We start from the raw sequence: 20,440 nt of genomic DNA on the forward strand, positions 1-20,440 counted from the left end.
GGTTGGTGGTCTTACTCGGTTGGTTCGTCCTGCGGTCGCAGCATTTCTTCATCCGCCTTGTAGGCACGGATGTCGATCAGTGAGGCGACATGCCGGATGTGGGCGTACTTCGGTGCCTTGCGGCTGGTGTCCAGCGTGGTGATGGGAAGCTGAATCCGGCCGCTGTTGATCTCCGCTACAAACGACTGCTCGTTGAGGTTGCGGAAGTACTGCTCGCGTACTTTTTCCAGTGGGATCAACACGTCGCCGAAGGTGCGGTAGAGCAGTTCTACGGTGGCCGATTCGGGTGCGGGTTGTAGCCGGAGTGGGGATTGTCCGGTGTTAGTCATCGGCTTGTTCAGCCTCCTTGCGTTGTTTTCTTGCTGGATGATTCCAGGCATTCAGGCAGTGGCATCTGGTCAGCTCGCGCAGATGTTCGGGCACTTCGAGGAGCGCGGCATTGCGCTCCTCGCGTGTCCGCATGGCGATGATCTGGCGGGCATATTCCCTAGGCCACGTCACGGTTGTCTGCCGGGATAGCAGGAAGGTCGATACTCAACTGGTCGGCCAGCCAACGGATGCCGGCTTGCTTGACCCGGGTCGACTGGCTGTACTGCAGGCCGAATTTTTCGTGATACCACTGTCCATCCTTGACCCGCAGGTATTCGCGGTCGCGGATGGGGTAAGCCGGCAATCTGCATTCGTTGAGCAGACCTTTTTCCTGCATGAGAGCTATTAGCTGGGTCCGGGTCAGGCCAAGTTGGGCTGCGGCTTGGGCGAGCGTGCGTTCCATGGCATCCCCCTCATGCAGCGTGCGCGGCTGGGGTTGCCGCTGCAGCGAGATGGTTAATGGACTCGGTGACCTTGCCGTAGATCTCGACATCGGTGCCGCACACGGTGAAGCATTTGGTGTGTGGGCTCTTTACGCCAATGCTGAGAATGGTGGTGACGCCGGGGCGCGTGTGGGTGCGGTGCACCGCGACGTGCAGGGGGACGTCGAAGCCCATGTCGAGACTCAGTGTGCCGCCGGTGCGCACCAGCTCGAACACGCGCTGTTTGTCCTGGATTTCAAACCGGCCGTATTCGCGGCTTGCGTGAGGACGATGCTCCAGGTCGCTGGTGTTGCTCGGGTCGAACGGGCCGTTGGCAATTTCTTCGATGAAGTCGGCCAGTTTGAGGTGCATCTTCTTGGCGTTTTTCAAGGTCAGCGTGTGGCGTTCGCTACCCAGTTCGACGACGAAAATGGTCTCCGATGTGTCACGTTCAACCTTGAGACGGAACGCCAAGGATTCACGTTTGGGGGCCGACCTCAGTACGTGATTGAAGGTCTCGGTCAGGTTGACCTGAGCGTTGAGCAACTGCAGGGTGCGGTTGTCGAGTTTGAACTTGCTCATGCTGCGTGCCCTCCGCCATTTGGGTCGGAGGGGAAGGGCTGATAGTTTTGGGCGACGAGCTTGGGTTTGTTGTTGTGGATAATGATCAAGCAGCCGGTGGTGGATTGCAGCTGCTCGATTAGTTTCCGGTTGCTGGTGCACGCGGGATGGACGTGCAAGGTTGCTGTGGTGTGCATGGTGTTGCCTCGCTCTGTGGTGGAAGAGTGAGACAAATATCACGTATTGTGTTTACCGTGTCAACACGGTGCGTGATTATTCGGGCTTGTCATGCGCAAACCGTGATGACTTCAGTATCCCGCCCACTAGATGTACCTTGGAGACGTCATGCTGATCGAGGTGAAGGGGGCTATGGTCCTGGTTGACACTGTCAAACCGATATACGCCATCTCGCAGGTAGATGAACTCTTTGATCATTGACCGGCCGTCTTGGGTTTGAACCATCACCTCGTCTCCGGTGACGTATATCTTGTTGGGCTCAATGAGAACGTATTCGCCACTTTTGATTCGTGGATGCATGCTATCGCCGATGACCCTGAGGCCGTACGCGTTAGGGTCATCACTATAAATGTGGAGATAGCCATCACCATGCCCGACAGGGAAATCTAGTGCCTCGAAATAACCATCCATGCCTAGTTTTGCCGTGCCGACTACTGGCACCACTCCTTCCTTCGTAGGTCCAATCGGCTTGACAACACCTGCTGTCTTTTTGGGTGCCCTGCTCAGTATCTGCGGTTCAAGATTGGCCTGTGCCGGAACGAGTTGTTGAGAATTGGTGCCACTAATCAACTCTGCGATCGATACGCCAAGCGCAGGAGCAAGCAGTGTCAGGTCTGCGAGATTAGGTTCCCTGAGGTCGCTCTCGTAGTTCCCTATTCGGGATTGTGATGACCAGCCGCATTCTTCAGCCAATTGTTTCTGGCTGAACCCTTTTTGTTTTCTGAGCCGCTTGATGCGGGAGCCTAAAGTTTCCATTCGGAATTTTTATCACGTAATGAAATGTTTTTTTCTCACTTATCGTGTTGAAATAATCACGATGCGTGTTTAGAGTGTGCGAGGTCAAAAGGAGTCAGATTCATGAACCGAATTGCCAGCCTCAGAAAGGAGGCACAGATAAAACAAAGGGATCTTGGTGAGCTGCTTGGTTGGACCCAGACAAGGCTAAGTAACTACGAGTCTGGTCACAGAATGCCAGGCCTCAGTGAGTGTAGGGCAATCACCTCTGCTCTGAATCAATTGGGGGCCGCTTGCTCACTTGACGATGTTTTTCCACCAGAGCGGGAAACATCAAAAGCTGCTTAGAAAAAAGGCGACCCAAGGGCCGCCCAGTTCCTCCCGGCACGCACCACCACAGCGCTGTCGGGTCGCGATAAAGATAGGCGGGCACACCACATGCTAAACCGCCTTCTTTTACCGCGCTTTCCAAGGCTCGGAAGCCTTGGTGTTGCTGCCTTTTCCACCACAGATTGGGCAGCTGTTGCGCCAGAGGTGAACGACGGATCGTTTGCCTCGACACGGTGCCGGTATCGATCTTGAGGATCTAGCCGGCGTTTGGGCCCTTTCAAGCCACGCGGCAAATGTATCACCACTGCATGTCGCGCGGCACTGGCAACTTACAAGGATTAATGCCATGAGTCGAATCGCTCTGAGTTCTGTAGAACGGGCGCAGCGGGAAATTCTGCCGCTCGATCTAGCGCTTTACCATGCTGCTCGGGACTATCCCGGCGGCGCCGCTGCAATTGCCGCCACCACCGGCAGAAACGCCAGCACGCTGCAGCACAAGCTTTCTCCAACGCACCCAAGTCACACGGTCAACATTCAGGAGTTTGGCGAGATCCTGGAGCTGACCAAGGACCGTCGCATTCTGGATGCGGTACACGCGTTGGTGGGGGATACGACCTGGCAGGAATTGGCCGAGGCGTACACCAACGACATGCCGGAAACCTTGACTACCGGCATTGCTGAGTACTTTCGGCAAGTAGCGGACTTGGCTGATACATGGGCCAAGAGCATCGGTGACGGCGTGGTCAGTGACCACGAACTGGCCGCGATCCGCCTGCAGGTGTTTCGCGGTATTCAGGGGCTGCTGGGGATGTTCAACCGCGCCACCTATGTCAATCAGACAACGCGGGGTGTCGACCATGGCTGATATCGCCGACTTTGCTAATGATCTGGTTCAGGAGCGTCTTGATCAAGCCCTGGCTGCCCGTCGTAACGCCGCCAAGCCCGCTTTGGCGGTGCATTCATTTCTGTTCTGCGAGAGTTGTGATGATCCGATTCCGGAGTCTCGCCGGTTGGCTCAAGCGGGTTGCACTCAGTGCTTGAGCTGCCAGTCCATCGAAGAATCGCGAGAGGCCCGGCATGCTCGATGAGGTATTGGGTCAATTCGCAGACTATGGCCTTGAGCCTGAGCAGCCGCTGATTTTCGGCAAGCTGACCCGGTGCAAGACTTCGCAGGACAAGGGCAAGGAAAAAAACGGTTGGTACGTCGTCCATGAGCATCGGACCGAGAAAAATGAAACGCTGATCTTCGGCAGTTTCGGTGACTGGCGTTCGGGTGAGTCGCAAAAGATCAAAGTCAAGGCCGGGCGGATGTCGCCGGAAGAGCGTGAGGTCATGCGCGCTCGGCAGGAAGACGCCAAGCGCCGCGCGGCCGAGATCGCGGCCAACGCGGCACGTCGAGCGGCAAACCGGGCGGCGGGCCTGTTCAAGCGCATGCCGGAAAAGGGCCGCAGCGACTATCTGGCACGAAAGCAGATCGTCGGTTTTGGTGTTCGCTACGCGCCGCGCACGGGCGCGTTTTTGGTGCCTATGTGCAACGTGCGGGATCAGATCGTCGGCCTCCAGGTGGTGTTTCCTACCAAGCAGGAAGACACCGGTCGGGACAAATCCTACTGGCCTTACGGGATGTCCAAAGAGGGCGCCTTTCACCTGATTGGTCCTCACCCTGAACCGGGTGAACCAGTGCTGGTGTGTGAGGGGTACGCTACCGGCGCCAGCCTGCACATGGCGACCTCGCTGACCGTGGCCATCGCCTTCGACGCGGGTAACTTGCTGGTTGTCTGCAAGGCCATGCGCGAGCGCTTTCCGGGTTGCCCATTAATCGTCTGCCGCGATGATGACTGGAAGACCAAGCGCCCTAATGGCGAGCCCTGGAACCCCGGTGAAGAAAAGGCGAACAACGCCGCATTGATCGTCGGCGGTCAGGTTGTTGCGCCGATCTTCTCTGGTGAGCGGGAAGACAAGTGGACCGATTTCAATGACCTGCACGTTGCCGAAGGCTTGGAGGCGGTCCGTCGTCAGGTCCTAGCGGTGGTCAAGCCACCGGCAGCGGGTGGTTGGAAGGATCAATTAGCCCGCACTGAAAACGGTGCGCTGATCGCGCACATGCAGAACGTCGAGTTGATTCTCGGCAACGACGAACGCTGGGCTGGGGTGATCAGTTACAGCGCCTTCAGTTCCAAGATCGTCAAGCTACGCTCCGCGCCTTATGGCGGTGGCACCGGAGACTGGGCTGATATCGACGACGTGCGGGTGATGAAGTGGCTCGCGCAGCAGTACAACCTGCGGGTGAAGTCGTCGCACGTGATTGAGGCGGTGAGTGTCGTGGCGCATGACCATGCGTTTCATCCGGTGCGTGAGTACCTGAACAAACTTGAATGGGACCGGATGCCTCGGCTGGAAAGCTGGCTGACCGATGTGATGGGCGTGCAGGCCAGCGGCTATTCGGCCAGGGTCGGCAAGCGTTGGATGCTCTCGGCGGTGGGGCGGGTGATGAAGCCCGGCTGCAAGGCTGACTCGGTGATGATTCTGGAAGGTGCACAGGGCGCTGGTAAATCGACGGCGATGAGCATCCTTGGTGGCGAATGGTTTATGGACACGCCTTTTGCCTTGGGCGACAAGGACGGGTTTCAGGCAATCCGCGGCAAGTGGATTGTCGAGCTGGGCGAGCTGGACAGCTTTAACAAGGCTGAGAGCACCAAGGCCAAGCAGTTTTTCTCCGCATCCACCGATACCTACCGCGAGAGCTACGGCCGCAGAACGAACGACGTGCCACGCCAGTGTGTGTTCGTGGGTACGACCAACCAGGACGAGTACCTCAAGGACGCCACCGGTAACCGGCGCTATTGGCCGGTCGCCTGCACCAAGGTCGACCTGGAGAAACTACGCGAGATCCGCGATCAGCTCTGGGCCGAGGCGATGTTCTGCTATGAGGCGGGGGATATCTGGTGGGTGACGCCTGACGAAGCCCCGATGTTCGCCGAGGCACAGGATGAGCGTTTTGTGGTGGACGAATGGGAAGGGCCAATCCTGACCTGGTTGGAGGAATCGCAGATCGGTGAAACCACAACTGGCAGCGAGGTGCTGACCAGCGCGCTGAAGCTCGACTTCGGGCATTGGGGCAAGCCTGAGCAGATGCGGGTGGGGGCAATCATGCATCGGCTTGGCTGGAGGCGTACCCGCATGCCGGCGTTGGCGAAGAGTGGGCAGCGTCCGTGGGCCTACAAGAAACCGGCAGGTTGGGGTGGTGCCTCGGCGTTGCAGCGGGAAGCGTTTGAGGAGCCTTGCTTTGATTAAGCGAATCGACGAGATGCTCAAGCTGTGGGCTGAGGATCTGCACAGCCAACACGAAGGCGGTTCGGAATTGGGCGGCGGCAACATGATTGCGATGTTGATGGAATGCAAAGGAGAGCTGATTCGCGGGACTCGCGGCAGCCGGGTGCTGCTGGATGAATCGGCGGATATCGAGCTGATCGTGAACAAGCATCTGGCGCCGCAGTTGTCGGTGGTCGTGCGAGAGCACTACTGCAATCACGAAAGCTTCTTGTCGCAGAAGTACACCCATTGCGGTTGCAGTCGCGAGACCTATTACCAGCGCTTGCATGAGGCGCACCTGTGTATCGCCGGCATGTTGATGGGGAAGGCTGCGTGACCCCAGGCACAACTCCGGCTGTCGTTGTCCCACTGGCCCGCCTTGTCCCACTGCGTTTTAACGTGGTGGGACAAGCGCGGGCCGCGTCGTTGTTGGGCTGTCCCACCGTCCCGCCTGTTGGAGCGCCCCGCCCATGTGAGCACAGCGGACACCAGCACGCGCCCGTGGCGCGCACGCGTGTTATTCAATTCCTTCCTTTACACGAGAAAGAAGATAGAAAAGTAGGACAGTGGGGCAAAGCCCCGAATGTAGGCGCTCTCAGGCGTCCCACTTCGATTCTGAAAGGTGGGACAGATGGGACAGCACAACAGCAACAAATAGCCGAGGTGGTGTATTCACCGACATTGCCTAGGCGTTCACCCTGCGTTACCCACATATTCACCGGGTGGCATTAAAGTGGGGTTGCTGCCACCGGAATCCACCTGTAAAAAGTAGTCATCTTCGATAGGTGCGACCGCAGAGAGCGGCAGGCACCACACACCAAACCCGGCCATTGCGCCGGGTTTTTGCGTTTTTGAATTACAGACTTGCGGCGTGTGCGCTTTTCTTCTTGTCCGTTAGCTGAAAGCCAACGATCACAACCAGCGATACCACTGAAAAGACGGTAAGGCTCATCAAATTCATGAGCAGCAGCAGAACGTCGAGCCGAGTCATGGGGGCGGAGTTGGTTGCAAACTGAGCCACTTTCCCGACCCCAGTCGCTACAAGGACTGCACAGGATAAGTAAACCCAGACCCTGTATGCCTTTTGACCCAGCTTGGCCCAAAACCTTCGGAAGCGTTCTTTCTGGTCTTCAGTGGCTTGTGTCCACATCAGGACAAAAGCAGGAACAGCTACCAACCCTGCCAGTACACCAGCAACACCAACTGCAAGGCTTACCAACTCAAAGCCCGTCATGAATACCCCCATAAGAAAAAAAGAACATGCGAGTTATGAAACTCAGCAATGACTTGGCAGCGCAATACACAACCGAAGAGTCGTCGACGATTAATCAGGAAAATCATATGACAAACGAGCAGCAAGCGCTGGCAGAGATGCCGATTTGGTTAGTGATCGTTCTGGCCTTGGTCGGCGGCGTATCGGGTGAGATGTGGCGAGCCGATAAAGACGGGGCGCGGGGCTGGGCATTGTTGCGGCGACTGGCGCTGCGGTCCGGTGCCTGCATTGTCTGCGGCGTGTCGGCGATGATGCTGATGATTGCCGCAGGTATGTCGATCTGGACGGCGGGCAGCTTGGGCTGTCTGACCGCGATGGCCGGCGCCGATGTTGCCATCGGTCTCTACGAACGTTGGGCTGCCAAGCGGCTGGGCGTCAGCGAGGTGTCGCCGGCACGCAGCGAACAGGGGTGATGCACCGTTCCGGGGCGCCGAAAATCGCCGGGGACCCTGGAGTTATCCGAGGGGTACGGGGTCGGAAACCCGCGGGAAAGTGTTAGCGGCAGGGTTGCCAGCTTACTGAAATTCAATCCATTGAAATTGAAAGGTTTCCATTGAAAAGCCGTTGAAAAGGAGGGCTTATGACAGAACCAATGTACCTGTCAAAGAGCGCCTTCGCGGCTCGGATCGGCAGGGCGCCCAGCTACATCACCTGGTTGAAAAACAACGACCGACTGGTGCTGACCGCCGACGGCAAGCAGGTGGATGTGCTGGCCAGCGAAGCGTTGATTCGCGACACCGCTGACCCCAGCAAGACCGCCGTCGCTGACCGCCACCACCAAGACCGGCTTCAGCGTGACGTGTACAGCCAGCTATCCAGTCAGGTCGAGCCGACTTCAATGGCTGCGCCGCCGCCCGCGATTACTCCTGCGGGGCAGCTGCCCGACTTTCAGAAAGCCCGCGCACTGCGCGAACACAACCTGGCCCAGCTCGCCGAGATCGAGTTGCACAAGGCCAAGGGTTCTCTGGTCGCCATGACGGCGGTTCAGACCGGCGCCTACAACGCCGGCCGCATGCTGCGCGATCAGCTGCTGGGCATGCCACCGCAGCTAGCGCCCGAACTGGCCTCCATGACGGATCCTTGGGAAATCGAAAAGCACCTCACGGCGGCGATCCGTCGCTCGCTGGAAGACGCCGAGCGCATGTCTTCAGCGGACCTTGAACACGAACTGACCACGAGTTAAGCCCATGCCCACGGAAATTCCTGACGGTGCAGAGGTGTACCGCGAGGCGTATTTCCGTGGGCTACGGCCCGACCCGGACGTCTGGATCGATCAGTGGGCCGATGAATACATGCGGATTCCGCGTGACACCGGCGCCGCTGAGCCGGGCCAGTACCGCACCTCGCGCACGCCATATGCCCGCGAGCCCATGCGTTGTCTGTCACCGGCTCACCCCTGCAAGCGCGTGATCACCATGGTCGCGTCGCAGCTGATGAAAACCCAGATCGGCCTGAACTGGATCGGCGGCCTGATGCACATGGCGCCGTCCAACATTCTGGCCTTGCTGCCAAGCCTAGGCCTGGCCAAACGGGTGTCGTCACGGATCGGCAAGACTATCAAGGCCACGCCAGTGCTGCGCGAACGAGTGGCGGCCAACCGCTCGCGGGATTCACGCAACACTATGGACACCAAGGAGTTTGAGGGCGGGACGTTGTACGTCACCACCGCCGGTTCGGCGGCCAACTTGTCGGAGCTGTCGGCACGCTATGTCTATGGCGACGAGATTGATCGCTGGGAGGTGGATATCGGCGAGGAGGGCGACCCCATCGAGCTGGCGGAAACCCGGGGCAGCACCTTCGGCCGCAACGCTAAGTTCTACTTCTCCAGCTCGCCAACAATCAAGGGCGCGTCGCGGATCGCCGACCTGTTCGACGGCAGCGATCAGCGCCACTACTACGTGCCTTGCCCGACTTGCGGACACATGCAAACCCTGGAGTGGGAACGGCTGCACTACTCGCAGGACTTCAGCGTCGTGCATTACCAGTGCGCAGGCCCTGACTGCGACGTGCTGATCGAGGAATACTACAAGGGCGAGATGCTTGCTAACGGCGAGTGGCGTGCCCATGCCGAGGGTGATGGCGAGACGGTCGGCTTTCACCTCAACGCGCTGTATTCGCCGCTGGGCTGGATGGACTGGAAGTCCTTGGCCAAGCAATTCGAGAAGGCCAAAAAGGCCCAGGCCAAAGGCGATCTTGAGCCGATGCAGGTGTTCTACAACACCCGTCTGGCGAAGGTCTGGGACGCCGCCCAAGAGCAAACCAAAGCCGATGTGCTCAGACAACGGGCGCGGCTGGAAGGCTTCGGTCTTGGCTCGCTGCCGGCTGCCGTGCTGATGATCACCGGTGCCGTCGACGTTCAGGCCAACCGTCTGGAGTTCATGGCCATGGGCTGGGGCGTGGGCATGGAGCGCTGGGTCGTCGACTACCAGGTGGTTTCGGGTGATCCCGCAGACGAGCGTACTTGGACCGCGCTGGATGAACTGCTCAAGGCTAAATACCGCCACCCGTGCGGTGTCGGCCTCGGCATTCTTGCGGTGGCCGTCGATTCCGGTGGTCATCACACCGACGAGGTCTATCAGTTCTGCCGCGTCCGTCGCTGGCGAAACGTGTTCGCCATCAAGGGTGCGAGCAAGCCCGGCAAGCCGGTGATTGCTCAGCGGCCGTCGATGGTCGACGTAACGTGGAAGGGACAGACCGAACGCAATGGCGCCGAGCTCTGGTTCGTTGGTACCGACACTGCCAAGGACTGGATCTACAACCGCTACCCGTTCGAAGCCGGTCCGGGCGCGCTGCACTTTGCCAATGACCTGCCGGATGACTTCTTCGACCAGTGCGTTGCGGAGCGCAAGGTCGCCCGCTACATCCGCGGACACAAGCGAATCGAATGGGTCAAGGGCAAGGCTGAGCGTAACGAAGCACTCGACCTGATGGTGTACTGCCTGGCGATGGCGCACTACTTGGGCCTCAACCGTTACAAGGAACACGACTGGGAGCGGGTGCGTCAGTCCCTGGCACAATCCGGTCTGTTTGACGAAGCCCTGGGCATCAAGCCCGTTCAGGGCGAACGCGTTAGCAGTGCTGGTCATGCAACCCCCGTTGTTGCTCTACAACCGACTCCGCAACTCGCTGCTCCGGCCGCGCCATCGCGACCCGCAGCACCGCCACCTCAACGCCGCAGTTCCACCAGCGGTTACCTGAAGAGACGCTGATATGTCATTTACCCAGAAGCACCTCGACGCGGTTGAGGCGGCTATTGCTCGCGGTGAGAAAACCGTGCGCTACACCGACCGCACCGTGGAGTACCGCACCGTTGACGAGTTGCTCAAGGCTCGCGAAGAAATCCGCACGTCGCTGATCAGCGCTGCCGGGCCACGCTCGCGCGTGGTTCGGCTGTACCACGGAGGCAAAGGAGTCTAATGGCCCGCCACTATCCGACGCTGACCCGTAACGGATTCTTGCTGCCGTCGAACATCAAGGCCAGTTACGAAGGCGCCGGAGAGGGGCGCCGATCCACTGGCTGGGATGCTCCCGACAACGGGATCAACAGCATCAACACCCCGGCACTGCGCAACTTGCGCTCGCGTTCACGGGCAGCGGTTCGCAACGATCCGTATGCCTACAACGTGATCGACAAGCGCGTCAGTAACCTGATTGGCACCGGTATCACGCCGCGTCCCAAGACTGACGACGAAGCCCTGCGCAAGTTGCTGCAGGAACTCTGGGAGGACTGGGTCGACGAGTCGGACGCGGATGAGCGCACCGACTTTTACGGCCAGCAGGCGCTGATCGCCCGCACGGTAGAGACCTCCGGCGAATGTTTTGTTCGCCTGCGGCCGCGCAGTCTGGACGAGGGCCTGGCGGTGCCGTTGCAGATCCAGGCGCTGGCGCCGGAATTTGTTCCGCACGACAAGTTCGAGACCACCCGAGACGGCAACATCATCCGTGCCGGGATCGAGTTCACTCCGGGCGGCAAACGAGAAGCGTACTGGATGTACCTGTCGCATCCGCGTGATGCGTCGTCACTGAACGCCGGATACAACCAATTGGTGCGCGTGCCGGCCGCCCAGGTGCTGCACATCTTCGAGCCAGTCGAGCCGGGTCAGTTGCGCGGTGTGCCGCGATTGTCGCCGGTGCTCAAGCGCCTGCGCAGTCTCGACAACTACGACGACGCGGTGCTGTTCCGTCAGGAGGTGGCCAACCTGTTTGCCGGTTTCATCAGTCGACCGCCGCAGGACTCTGGACCAGTGCCGAGAGATCCCGTCACCGGCCAACCGTTGAGCCTGGACCGTGACGGCTTCACGCCGATGGTGGCGCTGGAGCCCGGCACTATGCAAGAGCTGGGGCCGGGTGAAGAGGTCGAGTTCTCCAAGCCGCCGGATGCCGGTAACAACTACCCGGACTTCATGCGACAGCAGCTGATGGCTGCGGCAGCGGGGACGGGGACGCCTTACGAGATCCTCACGGGCGACATGCGCGAGGTCAACGACCGGGCGCTGCGGGTGGTGCTCAACGAATTCCGGCGTCGCCTGGAGCAACTGCAATTCAGCGTTTACGTCCACCAGCTCTGCCGCCCGGTCCGGGCTGCCTGGATGGACATGGCGGTGCTGTCGGGCGCTCTGGTGCTGGAAGACTACGCACAGCGTCGTCGCGAATACCTGCGCACACGTTGGGTGCCGCAAGGCTGGGCCTACATCCAGCCGGTGCAGGACGTGCAGGCCCGGCGGATGGAAGTGCAGGCGGGCTTTGCCTCGCGTAGCGAGATGGTCCTGCGCACCGGCTATGACGCGGAAACGGTCGACGCGGAAAACGCCGCCGATCTGGCCCGGGCCACAGCTCTAGGCCTCAATTACACCACTCTCGAAGCTTTCGTCCCCATCGACGACAAGGAGCAACCATGAGCAAGAAAGCGCGCCCGCGCATTTATAACCGAGCGGGCCAACGCGTGCAGGTACAGGACAAAACCTGGTATGCCCTGCAAGCCAGCGGCGAAGCCGCCGAGCGAGTCATTGAAGTGTTCGTCTATGGTGAGATCGGCGCCTGGGGTATTACCGCCAATCAGTTCGTGCAGGATCTGCGCGCCATGGACGATGGCGTCTCGCCGGTAATCGCCGCGTTCAACAGCATCGGCGGCGATTTGTTTGACGGCTTGGCCATGCACAACGCGCTGTCGCGTTTGGGCGAGCGTTGCACCGGTCGGATTGACGCGCTGGCCGCCAGTGCGGCCAGCGTCGCGGTGTGCGGTGCGCACAAGGTTGTCATTGCAGCCAACGCCATGCTGATGATTCACAACCCATGGACCTACGCGGCCGGGGATGCCGAAGACTTCCGCAAGGTGGCCGATGTCCTCGACCAAACCATGGAGGCGATCATTGCGGCCTACAAGGCCAAGGCGCCGGAGATCGATGAGGTCGAGTTGCGCCGGTTGGTCGCCGCTGAAACTTGGCTAACCGCCAACGAAGCCGTGGTCTTGGGCCTGGCCGATGAAGTCGGTGACGGGATCAAGGTCAAGGCCTGCCTCGGCCAGGGTGGTGTGCTGCAGCGTTACCAGCACGCACCGGCCGAACTGCTGGCCCAGCTCGACGAGTCACCTGAACCGGATCCCGAACTAGAGCCAGACAACCCGCCACCGGAGCCGACCGTAGTCGATGCAGCCAAATTAGCGCTGATGATCACCCAGCGTTGCGGCGAGGCGGGCATCAGCAACCTGGTGGCGCCGTTGCTCAGTTCGACCAACCTCGAAAGCGAGGAGATCGTTCAGGCGGGGCTGACCCGCGCCAAGGCCGTGAATGACCTCTGTGTGGCAGCACGGTTGCCAGAGTTCAGTGTCGAGTTCGTCGCGGCCGGCCTGGATGCAGCGGCGGTTCGGGCGCGCCTCTTCGACAAGATCGTCGGCAGCGGCAAGGGCTTCGAAATCGACAACAGTCTACCGCTGGACGACGACCCAGCACCGAAGGTGCAGGCCAAGCAAATCGATCAACCCTCTATCTGGTCGGCGCGCCAAGCCGCGCAAACCGCTAAACCCCAATCTGCTACAGGAGCAAGACGATGACGATTCAACGAGAGCCGATGCATGCAGGCGAGTTCCTCCTGTCCGAAGCCGCCGGCACCATTTCCCGCGAAGCCATCAACGTCGCGGCTGGGCCGGCGCTGGAGCCGGGGCAGATCCTCGGCCTGGTTAGCATTAGCGGTGAGTTCGCCCCGTACAACCCAACCGCCGAAGACGGCAGCGAAAACGCTATCGCCATTCTCTACGGTCCACTGGGCGAGTCCGATGTGGTCCGTCGCGGCCGTGCCGTGGTGCGCTTGGCCGAGGTCAGCGAAGCCCATCTCACCGGTCTGGATCCGGCCGCTGAAAAGGCGCTGGCCACCCATTTCCTGATCGTCCGCTAAGACGATCCCCTGATTACCGAACCCGCCGAGTGCGGGTTTTTTGCTTTCTGGAGATAGCTTCATGGCTGACATTGAAATCTTTAACGATGACGCGTTTTCGGTCTCTTCGCTGACCGCCGCCATCAACGAACAGGAATACCTGCCGGGCCGTATTAGCAGCCTCGGCCTGTTTCAGGAAGAGGGCATCACCACCCTGACGGTGCAGATTGAAAAGGACGGCGACACCCTGGCACTGGTCCCGGCGGGTGAGCGCGGCACGTCCGGTCTGGTGGTCAGCGGCACCAAACGCAACCTGATCCCGTTCAACACCGTACACCTGCCACAGCGCTTTGCGATCAAGGCTGATGAGATTCAGGGGATCCGCGCGTTCGGTACGCGTTCCGAGTTGCAGGCGGTGCAGGACGTGGTCAACAAACGGCTGGCCAAAGCGCGTCGACAGCTCGATGCCACGCACGAATTCCAGCGCATGGGTGCGCTCAATGGCCAGATTCTGGATGCAGACGGTTCGACGGTCCTGCTGGACATCTATAAAACCTTTGGCGTGACGCGTAAGAAAATGTCCATGGGCCTCAACAGCCCCGATACGGAGCTGCGGGTCAAATGCGGCGAAGCGTTGGACTTGCAGGAGGATGCACTGGGCAGTGTCACCAGCAGCGGATCGCGGGCGCTGTGTGGCAAGAACTTCTGGAACAAGCTGATCGTCCACAAGTCGGTCAAGGAAACGTTCCTCAACAGCCAGCAGGCGGCCGCATTGCGCGGTGATGCCCGTGAAAGCTTCGAGTTTGGCGGCATCGTCTGGGAGCGCTATCGCGGCAAGATCGCGGGCGTGACTTTCATCCATGACGACAAGGCGCTGTTGATTCCTGAAGGCGTCCCGGACCTGTACATCTCGGTGTTTGCCCCGGCGGACTACATGGAAACGGTCAACACTGAGGGCGTGCCGTACTACAGCAAGATCGAACCGATGCCGTTCAACAAAGGCATGGCCGGTGAAGCCCAATCGAACCCGCTGCACCTGTGCACCCGACCGCTCGCGCAGATCCTGCTGGAGCTCTGACCATGGGCTTTCGCGATCTGATCGCCGAAGTCGACGCGGTGGTGTTCGAGACCCTGGGTGACACCGCGCGGATCGAAGGCCGGGAGGAACCTGTGCTGGGCATGTTCTCCGCGCCCTGGCTGCAGCCGAAGATCGGCAAGCTCAACACCGGTCTGCGCGAGCCTCGTTTCGAGATTCGCGTCAGCGACTCGCATGGACTGGAGCAGGGTTTGCTGGTCACCATCGAACTGCCAGAGTTGGACGGTGGTGGCGAGTATGACCTGCTGCAGCTGGAGCCTAGCGGTGACGGTCTGGTCGCCTTGATTTTGAGGATGCGCGCATGAGTGTCGGCAGCTACTTCAAACCGTCGGCGGGGGGCGGGATGCTGTCCATCCAGTCCTCGGCGGCGGACCTGAAAGCGTTCCAAGACTTCGCCAAGCTGGTACCGAAAGCAGCCGCAGCAGCGCACCGTCGAGCGATCAACAAGACGCTGGGTTGGCTGCGCACTCACATTGCCCGAGCAGTCAGCCGGCAAGAGCGCATCGCCGTCGCGGCGGTGCGTCAGCGTCTGCGCAGTTATCCGGTGTCCGGTGGAGCCACGAGTGGCAAGTTGTGGTTTGGTCTCAACGCGATCGAGTCCAGCCGGATCGGGCGAGCACGGCAGTCCGGCAGCGGCGTGTCGGTGGCCGGTCGGCGGTATCAAGGGGCCTTCCTCAAGAAGGTCTATGGCAACAAACCCGACATCTGGATCCGCACCGCGAGCAAGCACTTCAACGCGGACGACTATCCCGACAGCACAGTGTCGGGAGGCGGTGGTGCCAGTTCGGGTTGGGTTGCGGAAAACGGCGATCGCTTTCCGCTGGCCAAAGCCAAGGTGTCGCTGGAGCAAGCCCGTCCGCACTTCGACACCTGGGTCAAACGGGCCGATGCACGTCTGCTGGAGATACTGCAACAAGAGCTCAACTTTGAGCTGCAGAAGTACCTGAAGGGGGCGGCCCATGTCTGACGAGACTTTTAGCCTGGACCAACTTTATCAGACGATCGAGCAGCACCTGGCGAGCAATCTGTCTGGCGTCAAAGCGGTCACAGCGTGGCCCAACGTCAAGGACCGCATCGCATTGCCGGTGGTGTTCATTGAAATGGCAGAAATGGAACCGGGTGTTGATATCGGTACCGGCGAGACCAGCCTGATTTGCCGGTTCGAAGCGCGGATCATCGTTGATCCGATCCGCCCGAAGCACTGCCAGCAGGCCGCGCACCTGGCGGCGCAATTGGCCGTGTTGTTGCGCCTGCAAACCTGGGGCTTGGAGGTAGAGCCAGCCGAGTTCGTGCAGGCCACACAGGACTGGACCAAGCCGGAGCTCGACGGCTACGTGGTCTGGTTGGTGGAGTGGACCCACCAGATTTATTTGGGTGTTGAGGAATGGCCATGGCCGGACGAGCCGCCGGGTACGCTGATGGTTGGCATCAATGACGATGCCAAAGAGGATTTTGTAGCGCCGGAGGATCTGTCGTGAGCTACGCCAGTGCGGAACATGACCGCATGATCGCCGCCATGCTGATGCCGTGCGTGGTGGTCGGCGTGGATCTGCCGGCGGCGATGATCCGTGTCTCCAATGGCGAATGGATCAGCGCCTGGGTGCGCTGGCACAGCCTCGCGGCCGGCAAGGCGCGACACTGGCGCGCGCCGAGCCTGGGCGAGCAAGGCGTGTTGTTCAACCCCAGCGGGCAGGCAGCCATGGGCACCTTTATCCCGGGCCTGTATGGCAATGCCGGGGCCCAGCCGGACAACCGCGATCATGTGGAGGTCTGGCGCTTTGATGATGGGGGCTCGCTGATCTACGACTGGCAGGCCAAGACCTACACCATCACGCTGCCCACCGGGACAGTGATGATCAAGGTCGGCAGCACCGAGGTCACCGTGACGGATAACGCCGTGACGGTGAAGGTCGGCGGCACCGAGGCCGCACTGACTCCCGATTCTATGACGGTCAAATCGGCCGCGATCAAGTTGGTCGCGGCAGTGGAAATTGCCGGCACGTTACACGTAACGCAGGACATCACCGGTGGTGCCTCGATCCTCGCGGCAGGATCCAGCGACAACCATCACACGCACTAATCAACAATCCATCCAGCCCGCCTAGTGCGGGTTTTTTATGCCTGGAGAAAACATGGCCAAGACCACCGAACAGCCTGCCGCCGATCAGTCGCCGACGGATCTGCTGCTGACCTTTCGCGACAAGGTTTATACGTCGCGCACCCTGATCATCCCTGACAGTGATCGCACGCTGTCGGTGGCCAAGGGGCGCGTCGAGGTGTCCGTTTCCGATGAGCAGGCCGTCGCGTACCTGAATGCCCATCCCGAGCTTGAGCCGCTGAAGGAGTGATGTAGATGATCGGAATGGATCGCCATACCGGCCAGCCCATTTCCGGCATCGAGCATCTGCGCCAGTCCATGGGTGACGTCCTGGGCACGTCACTGGGTAGCCGCCGGCACCGGCCGGAGTACGGCAGCAAGGTTCGCTCCTACGTGGACTTGCCCGTCAATGAGGGGTGGAAAAGCTCCGTGCAAGCGGAAGCCATTCGTGCCCTGGAACGCTGGGAGCCGCGGCTGAAGCTGGAGCGCGTGCGCGTGCTGTCGGTACTGGGCGGGCAAATCAATCTGAGCATTGCCGGCGACTACCTCGGTGACAGCTTTCTTGTGGAGGTCAGCGTATGAGTCTACTGGATCTGTCGGCCCTGCCGGCGCCAGATGTGCTGGAGCCTTTGGACTTTGAGGCGACCTATGAGGAAGGGCTGGGCGTCTTTCGCGACTACATGGGGAGCAACTGGACCGCGACGCTGGAAAGTGACCCGGTCACCAAAGTGATCGAGCTCGGGGCTTACATCAAGGTCGGGAACCGCGCCCGGGTCAACGACGGCGCCAAGGCGCTGTTACTGGCCCATGCCATAGGCAGCGACCTCGACCAGTTGGGAGCTAATTACAACCTGAAGCGCCTGGTGATTCAGGCCGAGGATCTGACAGCGGTGCCGCCGGTACCGGAGATCAGGGAAAAGGACGATCCGTTTCGCGAGCGCATCCAGTTGGCCTTTGAGGGGTTGACCACGGCCGGCCCGCGTAACAGCTACATCCTGCATTCGCGTAACGCGTCGGGGTTGGTGGCGGACGCCACGGCGGAAAGCCCGGCGCCGTGCTGCGTTACGGTAACGGTGCTGAGTTCGGAAGGGGAAGGCGAGGCCGGCCCTGATCTATTGGCCGTCGTGGACACGGCACTGAATGATGAGGATGTGCGGCCGCTGACCGACTGGGTGACGGTGCAGAGCGCGGAGATTATCCGCTACCGCATCGACGCCATTTTGCACATGAGCAGCGCCGGGCCTGAGGGGGATGCCAGTTTGGCCGAGGCCATCAAGCGACTGGCGGCCTGGATCAATCCCCGCAAGCGGTTGGGGGTTGAGGTGGCGCGGTCGGCGATTGACGCTCAGTTGCACGTTGCCGGCGTTTCCCGGGTCGAGTTGCCCGGCTGGGTCGACCTGGCCCCGACCAAGGCGCAGGCGGCCTGGTGCTTCGACTATAGCGTGACGATGGCGGGGGCGACATGAGGAGTCTGCTGCCCAGCAATAGCACGCAACTGGAGCGCGCCCTGGAGGCGACGTTTTACGAGCGCACGATTGTCCCGCTGCGCACGCTCTACAACGCCGATACCTGCCCGGTGCATCTGCTGCCCCATCTGGCATGGGCGTGGTCAGTCGATCGCTGGGATTACCGGTGGCCTGAAGCGACCAAGCGCGCCGCGATCAAGGCCTCGTTCTACATCCATGCCCACAAGGGGACCATCGGCGCCTTGCGCCGGGTGGTCGAGCCCCTGGGCTACCTGATCGAAATCGTCGAGTGGTTCAAGACGGTGCCCAAAGGCGTGCCGGGCACCTTCGCGCTGAAGGTTGGTGTTCTGGATACCGGGATCACCGAAGAAATGTATCAGGAGCTGGAACGCCTGATCGACGACGCCAAGCCGGTCACCCGGCACCTGACGGGATTGGCGATCAGCCTCGAAACCCAAGGCAATCTGAACATCAGTGTCGCCCTGTACGAAGGCGACGAAATCGACGTTTACCCGCCGGTGATGCGTGACATCGAGGTCACGGGCCGCTTCGGCGTGGTGGGGCGCGAACACTCCATAGATACCCTGGACGTTTACCATGATTGATGTGAATTCCCAGTTTTTCGCCATCCTCACGAACGTGGGAATGGCCAAGCAGGCGAACGCCGATGCGCTCGGCATTCCCTGGAAGATCACCGAAATGGGTGTGGGCGATGCTAACAACACCGACCCGATCCCCAATGCCTCGCAAACCACGCTGATCAACGAATGGCGTCGCCGGCCGCTGAATCAGCTCAAGATCGACCCGATCAACCCTGCGGTGCTGATCGCCGAGCAGATTATCCCGGCGGAGGAGGGTGGCAAGTGGATTCGCGAAATCGGTCTGTACGACGCGGATGGGGATCTGGTGGCGGTGGCCAACTGTGCGCCGAGCTTCAAGCCGATCCTGTCGCAAGGCTCGGGCCGCACGCAAATCGTGCGGATGAACTTCATCGTCACCAGCACCGGCAACATCACGCTCAAGATCGATCCGGCGATTGTGCTGGCCTCGCGCGCCTACGTCGACGCGGCCATTCTGGAAGTGCTGCCGAAGAACAAGGCGCCCGGCGAATACACGCGAGTCAAGACCAACGATCGGGGGATTGTGGTATCGGGTGATAACCCCAACACGTTGGCCGGGATGGGCATCACGGACGCGTTCACCAAGGCCCAAATCGAGGCGATGATTGCGCAGGCTTCGGCGTTGCCAGTAGGGGCCACGGTGGCGTTTCCACTGGACAAGATCGCGCCCGGGTTTCTGGAGATTGACGGCAGCGTCAAGAGTATTGCGGCCTATCCAGATTTGGCGGCGTTCCTTGGTACTACCTTCAACCTGGGCAACGAAGGGGTGGGCAATTTCCGTCTGCCTGAGTCGCGCGGCGAGTTCCTGCGTGGCTGGGACCATGGGCGCGGGATCGATGCTGGGCGGGCCATCGGTAGCTATCAGGGTGATGAAGTCAAAGAACACCAGCATTACATGTCGGCAAAGTACGGCGGCGGTACTGGTTCGTCTGTGGCTGCTACGGTGCAGCTGGGCCTTTCTGGGCAGCCTGATACGACCAGTAAAACATCGGGAGTGGAAGCTCTAAACGGCGATGCTATGGGGGGCGGTGAAACCCGCCCGCGCAACTTGGCGGTGATGTGGTGCATCAAGGCCTGGAACGCGCCGATCAATCAGGGAAATATTGATATTGCCGCACTGGCTGCTTTGGCGGCTCAGGCTACGGAAACTAATCAGGGCACAGCCAAAATCGCCACACAGGCGCTGACGGATGCCGGCGTGAATGACACCACGATCGTCACCCCGAAAAAATTGCGTTGGGGGTTCGCGATCAGCCGCGCAGACAACGGCTACATCGTTTTCCCGACATGGTTGGGTGGCCTGATTATTCAGTGGGGCCAAATTCCGGTCGGCGACATTGCGAGTGGCGTCTCAGTGCCTTATTCGCTGCCGCTGGCATTTCCTAATGCCCACTATCAGACATTGCTGTCCTGTGCAGAAAGTGCCGCCGGTAACTGGAATGCGTACCTCACCGGCAAGAGTCTTTCAGGCTTCATGTGGGCGGCGCTGGAGTGGTCAGCGGTCGTCCAGAACGCCAAAGTCACTTACCTCTCTATCGGTTACTAAGGACAC

General features: G+C 60.3%; 27 protein-coding genes. 22 read left to right on the forward strand and 5 right to left on the reverse strand.

The window, feature by feature from the left end; translation table 11 throughout:
• Positions 1–11: 11 nt before the first annotated feature.
• The 4 genes from AB7M29_RS12360 to AB7M29_RS12375 all read right to left on the reverse strand — a co-directional run bounded on the left by AB7M29_RS12360 (position 12) and on the right by AB7M29_RS12375 (position 2,345).
• Positions 12–329 carry a pyocin activator PrtN family protein gene (locus tag AB7M29_RS12360; RefSeq protein WP_454246923.1) on the reverse strand — a complete coding sequence of 106 codons (318 nt, stop codon included), beginning with the start codon at positions 327–329 and terminating at the stop codon, positions 12–14.
• Between the two features lie 158 nt (positions 330–487).
• Complete coding sequence (locus AB7M29_RS12365; RefSeq protein WP_454246924.1) at positions 488–772, reverse strand: phage antirepressor KilAC domain-containing protein; 285 nt, start codon at positions 770–772, stop codon at positions 488–490.
• A 10-nt stretch (positions 773–782) separates the two neighbouring features.
• Positions 783–1,373 carry a hypothetical protein gene (locus AB7M29_RS12370; protein ID WP_454246925.1) on the reverse strand — a complete coding sequence of 197 codons (591 nt, stop codon included), beginning with the start codon at positions 1,371–1,373 and terminating at the stop codon, positions 783–785.
• Positions 1,374–1,625: 252 nt separating this feature from the next.
• Positions 1,626–2,345: an XRE family transcriptional regulator gene (locus tag AB7M29_RS12375; RefSeq protein WP_218394271.1), complete on the reverse strand. Its 720-nt coding sequence runs from the start codon at positions 2,343–2,345 to the stop codon at positions 1,626–1,628.
• A gap of 102 nt (positions 2,346–2,447) precedes the next feature.
• On the opposite strand from AB7M29_RS12375, the gene AB7M29_RS12380 reads away from it, so the two are divergent.
• The 5 genes from AB7M29_RS12380 (at position 2,448) to AB7M29_RS12400 (ending at position 6,303) form a co-directional block, all read left to right on the forward strand.
• The gene (locus AB7M29_RS12380; protein WP_454246926.1) at positions 2,448–2,672 is read left to right on the forward strand and encodes a helix-turn-helix transcriptional regulator; all 225 of its coding nucleotides are present in this window, start codon (positions 2,448–2,450) and stop codon (positions 2,670–2,672) included.
• A 328-nt stretch (positions 2,673–3,000) separates the two neighbouring features.
• The gene (locus AB7M29_RS12385) at positions 3,001–3,519 is read left to right on the forward strand and encodes a phage regulatory CII family protein (RefSeq protein WP_454246927.1); all 519 of its coding nucleotides are present in this window, start codon (positions 3,001–3,003) and stop codon (positions 3,517–3,519) included.
• Complete coding sequence (locus AB7M29_RS12390; protein ID WP_454246928.1) at positions 3,512–3,742, forward strand: TraR/DksA family transcriptional regulator; 231 nt, start codon at positions 3,512–3,514, stop codon at positions 3,740–3,742. Before AB7M29_RS12385 ends, AB7M29_RS12390 begins: the two co-directional genes overlap by 8 nt.
• Complete coding sequence (locus tag AB7M29_RS12395; protein ID WP_454246929.1) at positions 3,732–5,948, forward strand: VapE domain-containing protein; 2,217 nt, start codon at positions 3,732–3,734, stop codon at positions 5,946–5,948. Before AB7M29_RS12390 ends, AB7M29_RS12395 begins: the two co-directional genes overlap by 11 nt.
• Complete coding sequence (locus AB7M29_RS12400; RefSeq protein ID WP_454246930.1) at positions 5,941–6,303, forward strand: PA0613 family protein; 363 nt, start codon at positions 5,941–5,943, stop codon at positions 6,301–6,303. Before AB7M29_RS12395 ends, AB7M29_RS12400 begins: the two co-directional genes overlap by 8 nt.
• Before the next feature lie 519 nt (positions 6,304–6,822).
• Here the strand turns inward: AB7M29_RS12400 and AB7M29_RS12405 are convergent.
• The gene (locus AB7M29_RS12405; RefSeq protein WP_454246931.1) at positions 6,823–7,200 is read right to left on the reverse strand and encodes a hypothetical protein; all 378 of its coding nucleotides are present in this window, start codon (positions 7,198–7,200) and stop codon (positions 6,823–6,825) included.
• A gap of 107 nt (positions 7,201–7,307) precedes the next feature.
• Between AB7M29_RS12405 and AB7M29_RS12410 the strand changes: the two genes are divergently transcribed.
• The 17 genes from AB7M29_RS12410 to AB7M29_RS12490 all read left to right on the forward strand — a co-directional run bounded on the left by AB7M29_RS12410 (position 7,308) and on the right by AB7M29_RS12490 (position 20,434).
• Complete coding sequence (locus AB7M29_RS12410) at positions 7,308–7,652, forward strand: phage holin family protein (RefSeq protein WP_454247028.1); 345 nt, start codon at positions 7,308–7,310, stop codon at positions 7,650–7,652.
• 167 nt (positions 7,653–7,819) lie between these two features.
• On the forward strand, positions 7,820–8,422 hold the full coding sequence (locus AB7M29_RS12415; RefSeq protein ID WP_454246932.1) for a terminase small subunit: 603 nt from the start codon (positions 7,820–7,822) through the stop codon (positions 8,420–8,422).
• A 4-nt stretch (positions 8,423–8,426) separates the two neighbouring features.
• Positions 8,427–10,448, forward strand: a complete 2,022-nt coding sequence (locus tag AB7M29_RS12420) for a phage terminase large subunit family protein (RefSeq protein ID WP_454246933.1) — start codon at positions 8,427–8,429, stop codon at positions 10,446–10,448.
• Between the two features lies 1 nt (position 10,449).
• A complete protein-coding gene (locus tag AB7M29_RS12425; protein ID WP_201059406.1) occupies positions 10,450–10,656 on the forward strand; it encodes a phage head-tail joining protein in 207 nt (68 codons plus the stop codon).
• Positions 10,656–12,137 carry a phage portal protein gene (locus AB7M29_RS12430; RefSeq protein ID WP_454246934.1) on the forward strand — a complete coding sequence of 494 codons (1,482 nt, stop codon included), beginning with the start codon at positions 10,656–10,658 and terminating at the stop codon, positions 12,135–12,137. Before AB7M29_RS12425 ends, AB7M29_RS12430 begins: the two co-directional genes overlap by 1 nt.
• Positions 12,134–13,288: a head maturation protease, ClpP-related gene (locus AB7M29_RS12435; RefSeq protein WP_454246935.1), complete on the forward strand. Its 1,155-nt coding sequence runs from the start codon at positions 12,134–12,136 to the stop codon at positions 13,286–13,288. Before AB7M29_RS12430 ends, AB7M29_RS12435 begins: the two co-directional genes overlap by 4 nt.
• Entirely contained in the window at positions 13,285–13,629 is a 345-nt protein-coding gene (locus AB7M29_RS12440; protein WP_454246936.1) for a head decoration protein, read from the forward strand. Before AB7M29_RS12435 ends, AB7M29_RS12440 begins: the two co-directional genes overlap by 4 nt.
• Positions 13,630–13,690: 61 nt before the next feature.
• Positions 13,691–14,686, forward strand: coding sequence for a major capsid protein (locus AB7M29_RS12445; protein ID WP_403138681.1), 996 nt, complete (start codon positions 13,691–13,693; stop codon positions 14,684–14,686).
• A 2-nt stretch (positions 14,687–14,688) separates the two neighbouring features.
• The gene (locus AB7M29_RS12450) at positions 14,689–15,009 is read left to right on the forward strand and encodes a head-tail joining protein (RefSeq protein ID WP_201059397.1); all 321 of its coding nucleotides are present in this window, start codon (positions 14,689–14,691) and stop codon (positions 15,007–15,009) included.
• On the forward strand, positions 15,006–15,671 hold the full coding sequence (locus AB7M29_RS12455; RefSeq protein ID WP_454246937.1) for a hypothetical protein: 666 nt from the start codon (positions 15,006–15,008) through the stop codon (positions 15,669–15,671). The genes AB7M29_RS12450 and AB7M29_RS12455 overlap by 4 nt, the downstream gene beginning before the upstream one ends.
• Complete coding sequence (locus tag AB7M29_RS12460; RefSeq protein WP_454246938.1) at positions 15,664–16,182, forward strand: hypothetical protein; 519 nt, start codon at positions 15,664–15,666, stop codon at positions 16,180–16,182. Before AB7M29_RS12455 ends, AB7M29_RS12460 begins: the two co-directional genes overlap by 8 nt.
• The gene (locus tag AB7M29_RS12465) at positions 16,179–16,784 is read left to right on the forward strand and encodes a phage baseplate assembly protein V (protein WP_454246939.1); all 606 of its coding nucleotides are present in this window, start codon (positions 16,179–16,181) and stop codon (positions 16,782–16,784) included. Before AB7M29_RS12460 ends, AB7M29_RS12465 begins: the two co-directional genes overlap by 4 nt.
• 52 nt (positions 16,785–16,836) lie before the next feature.
• A complete protein-coding gene (locus tag AB7M29_RS12470) occupies positions 16,837–17,052 on the forward strand; it encodes a hypothetical protein (RefSeq protein WP_454246940.1) in 216 nt (71 codons plus the stop codon).
• A gap of 5 nt (positions 17,053–17,057) precedes the next feature.
• Positions 17,058–17,384, forward strand: coding sequence for a GPW/gp25 family protein (locus AB7M29_RS12475; RefSeq protein ID WP_201059388.1), 327 nt, complete (start codon positions 17,058–17,060; stop codon positions 17,382–17,384).
• Positions 17,381–18,268 (forward strand): baseplate assembly protein, encoded by an 888-nt coding sequence (locus AB7M29_RS12480; RefSeq protein ID WP_454246941.1) that lies wholly within the window; start codon positions 17,381–17,383, stop codon positions 18,266–18,268. The genes AB7M29_RS12475 and AB7M29_RS12480 overlap by 4 nt, the downstream gene beginning before the upstream one ends.
• A complete protein-coding gene (locus tag AB7M29_RS12485) occupies positions 18,265–18,873 on the forward strand; it encodes a phage tail protein I (RefSeq protein WP_454246942.1) in 609 nt (202 codons plus the stop codon). The genes AB7M29_RS12480 and AB7M29_RS12485 overlap by 4 nt, the downstream gene beginning before the upstream one ends.
• Positions 18,866–20,434, forward strand: a complete 1,569-nt coding sequence (locus AB7M29_RS12490; RefSeq protein WP_454246943.1) for a phage tail-collar fiber domain-containing protein — start codon at positions 18,866–18,868, stop codon at positions 20,432–20,434. Before AB7M29_RS12485 ends, AB7M29_RS12490 begins: the two co-directional genes overlap by 8 nt.
• Positions 20,435–20,440 lie beyond the last annotated feature (6 nt).

This window comes from Pseudomonas sp. F-14 TE3623 (assembly GCF_053629015.1).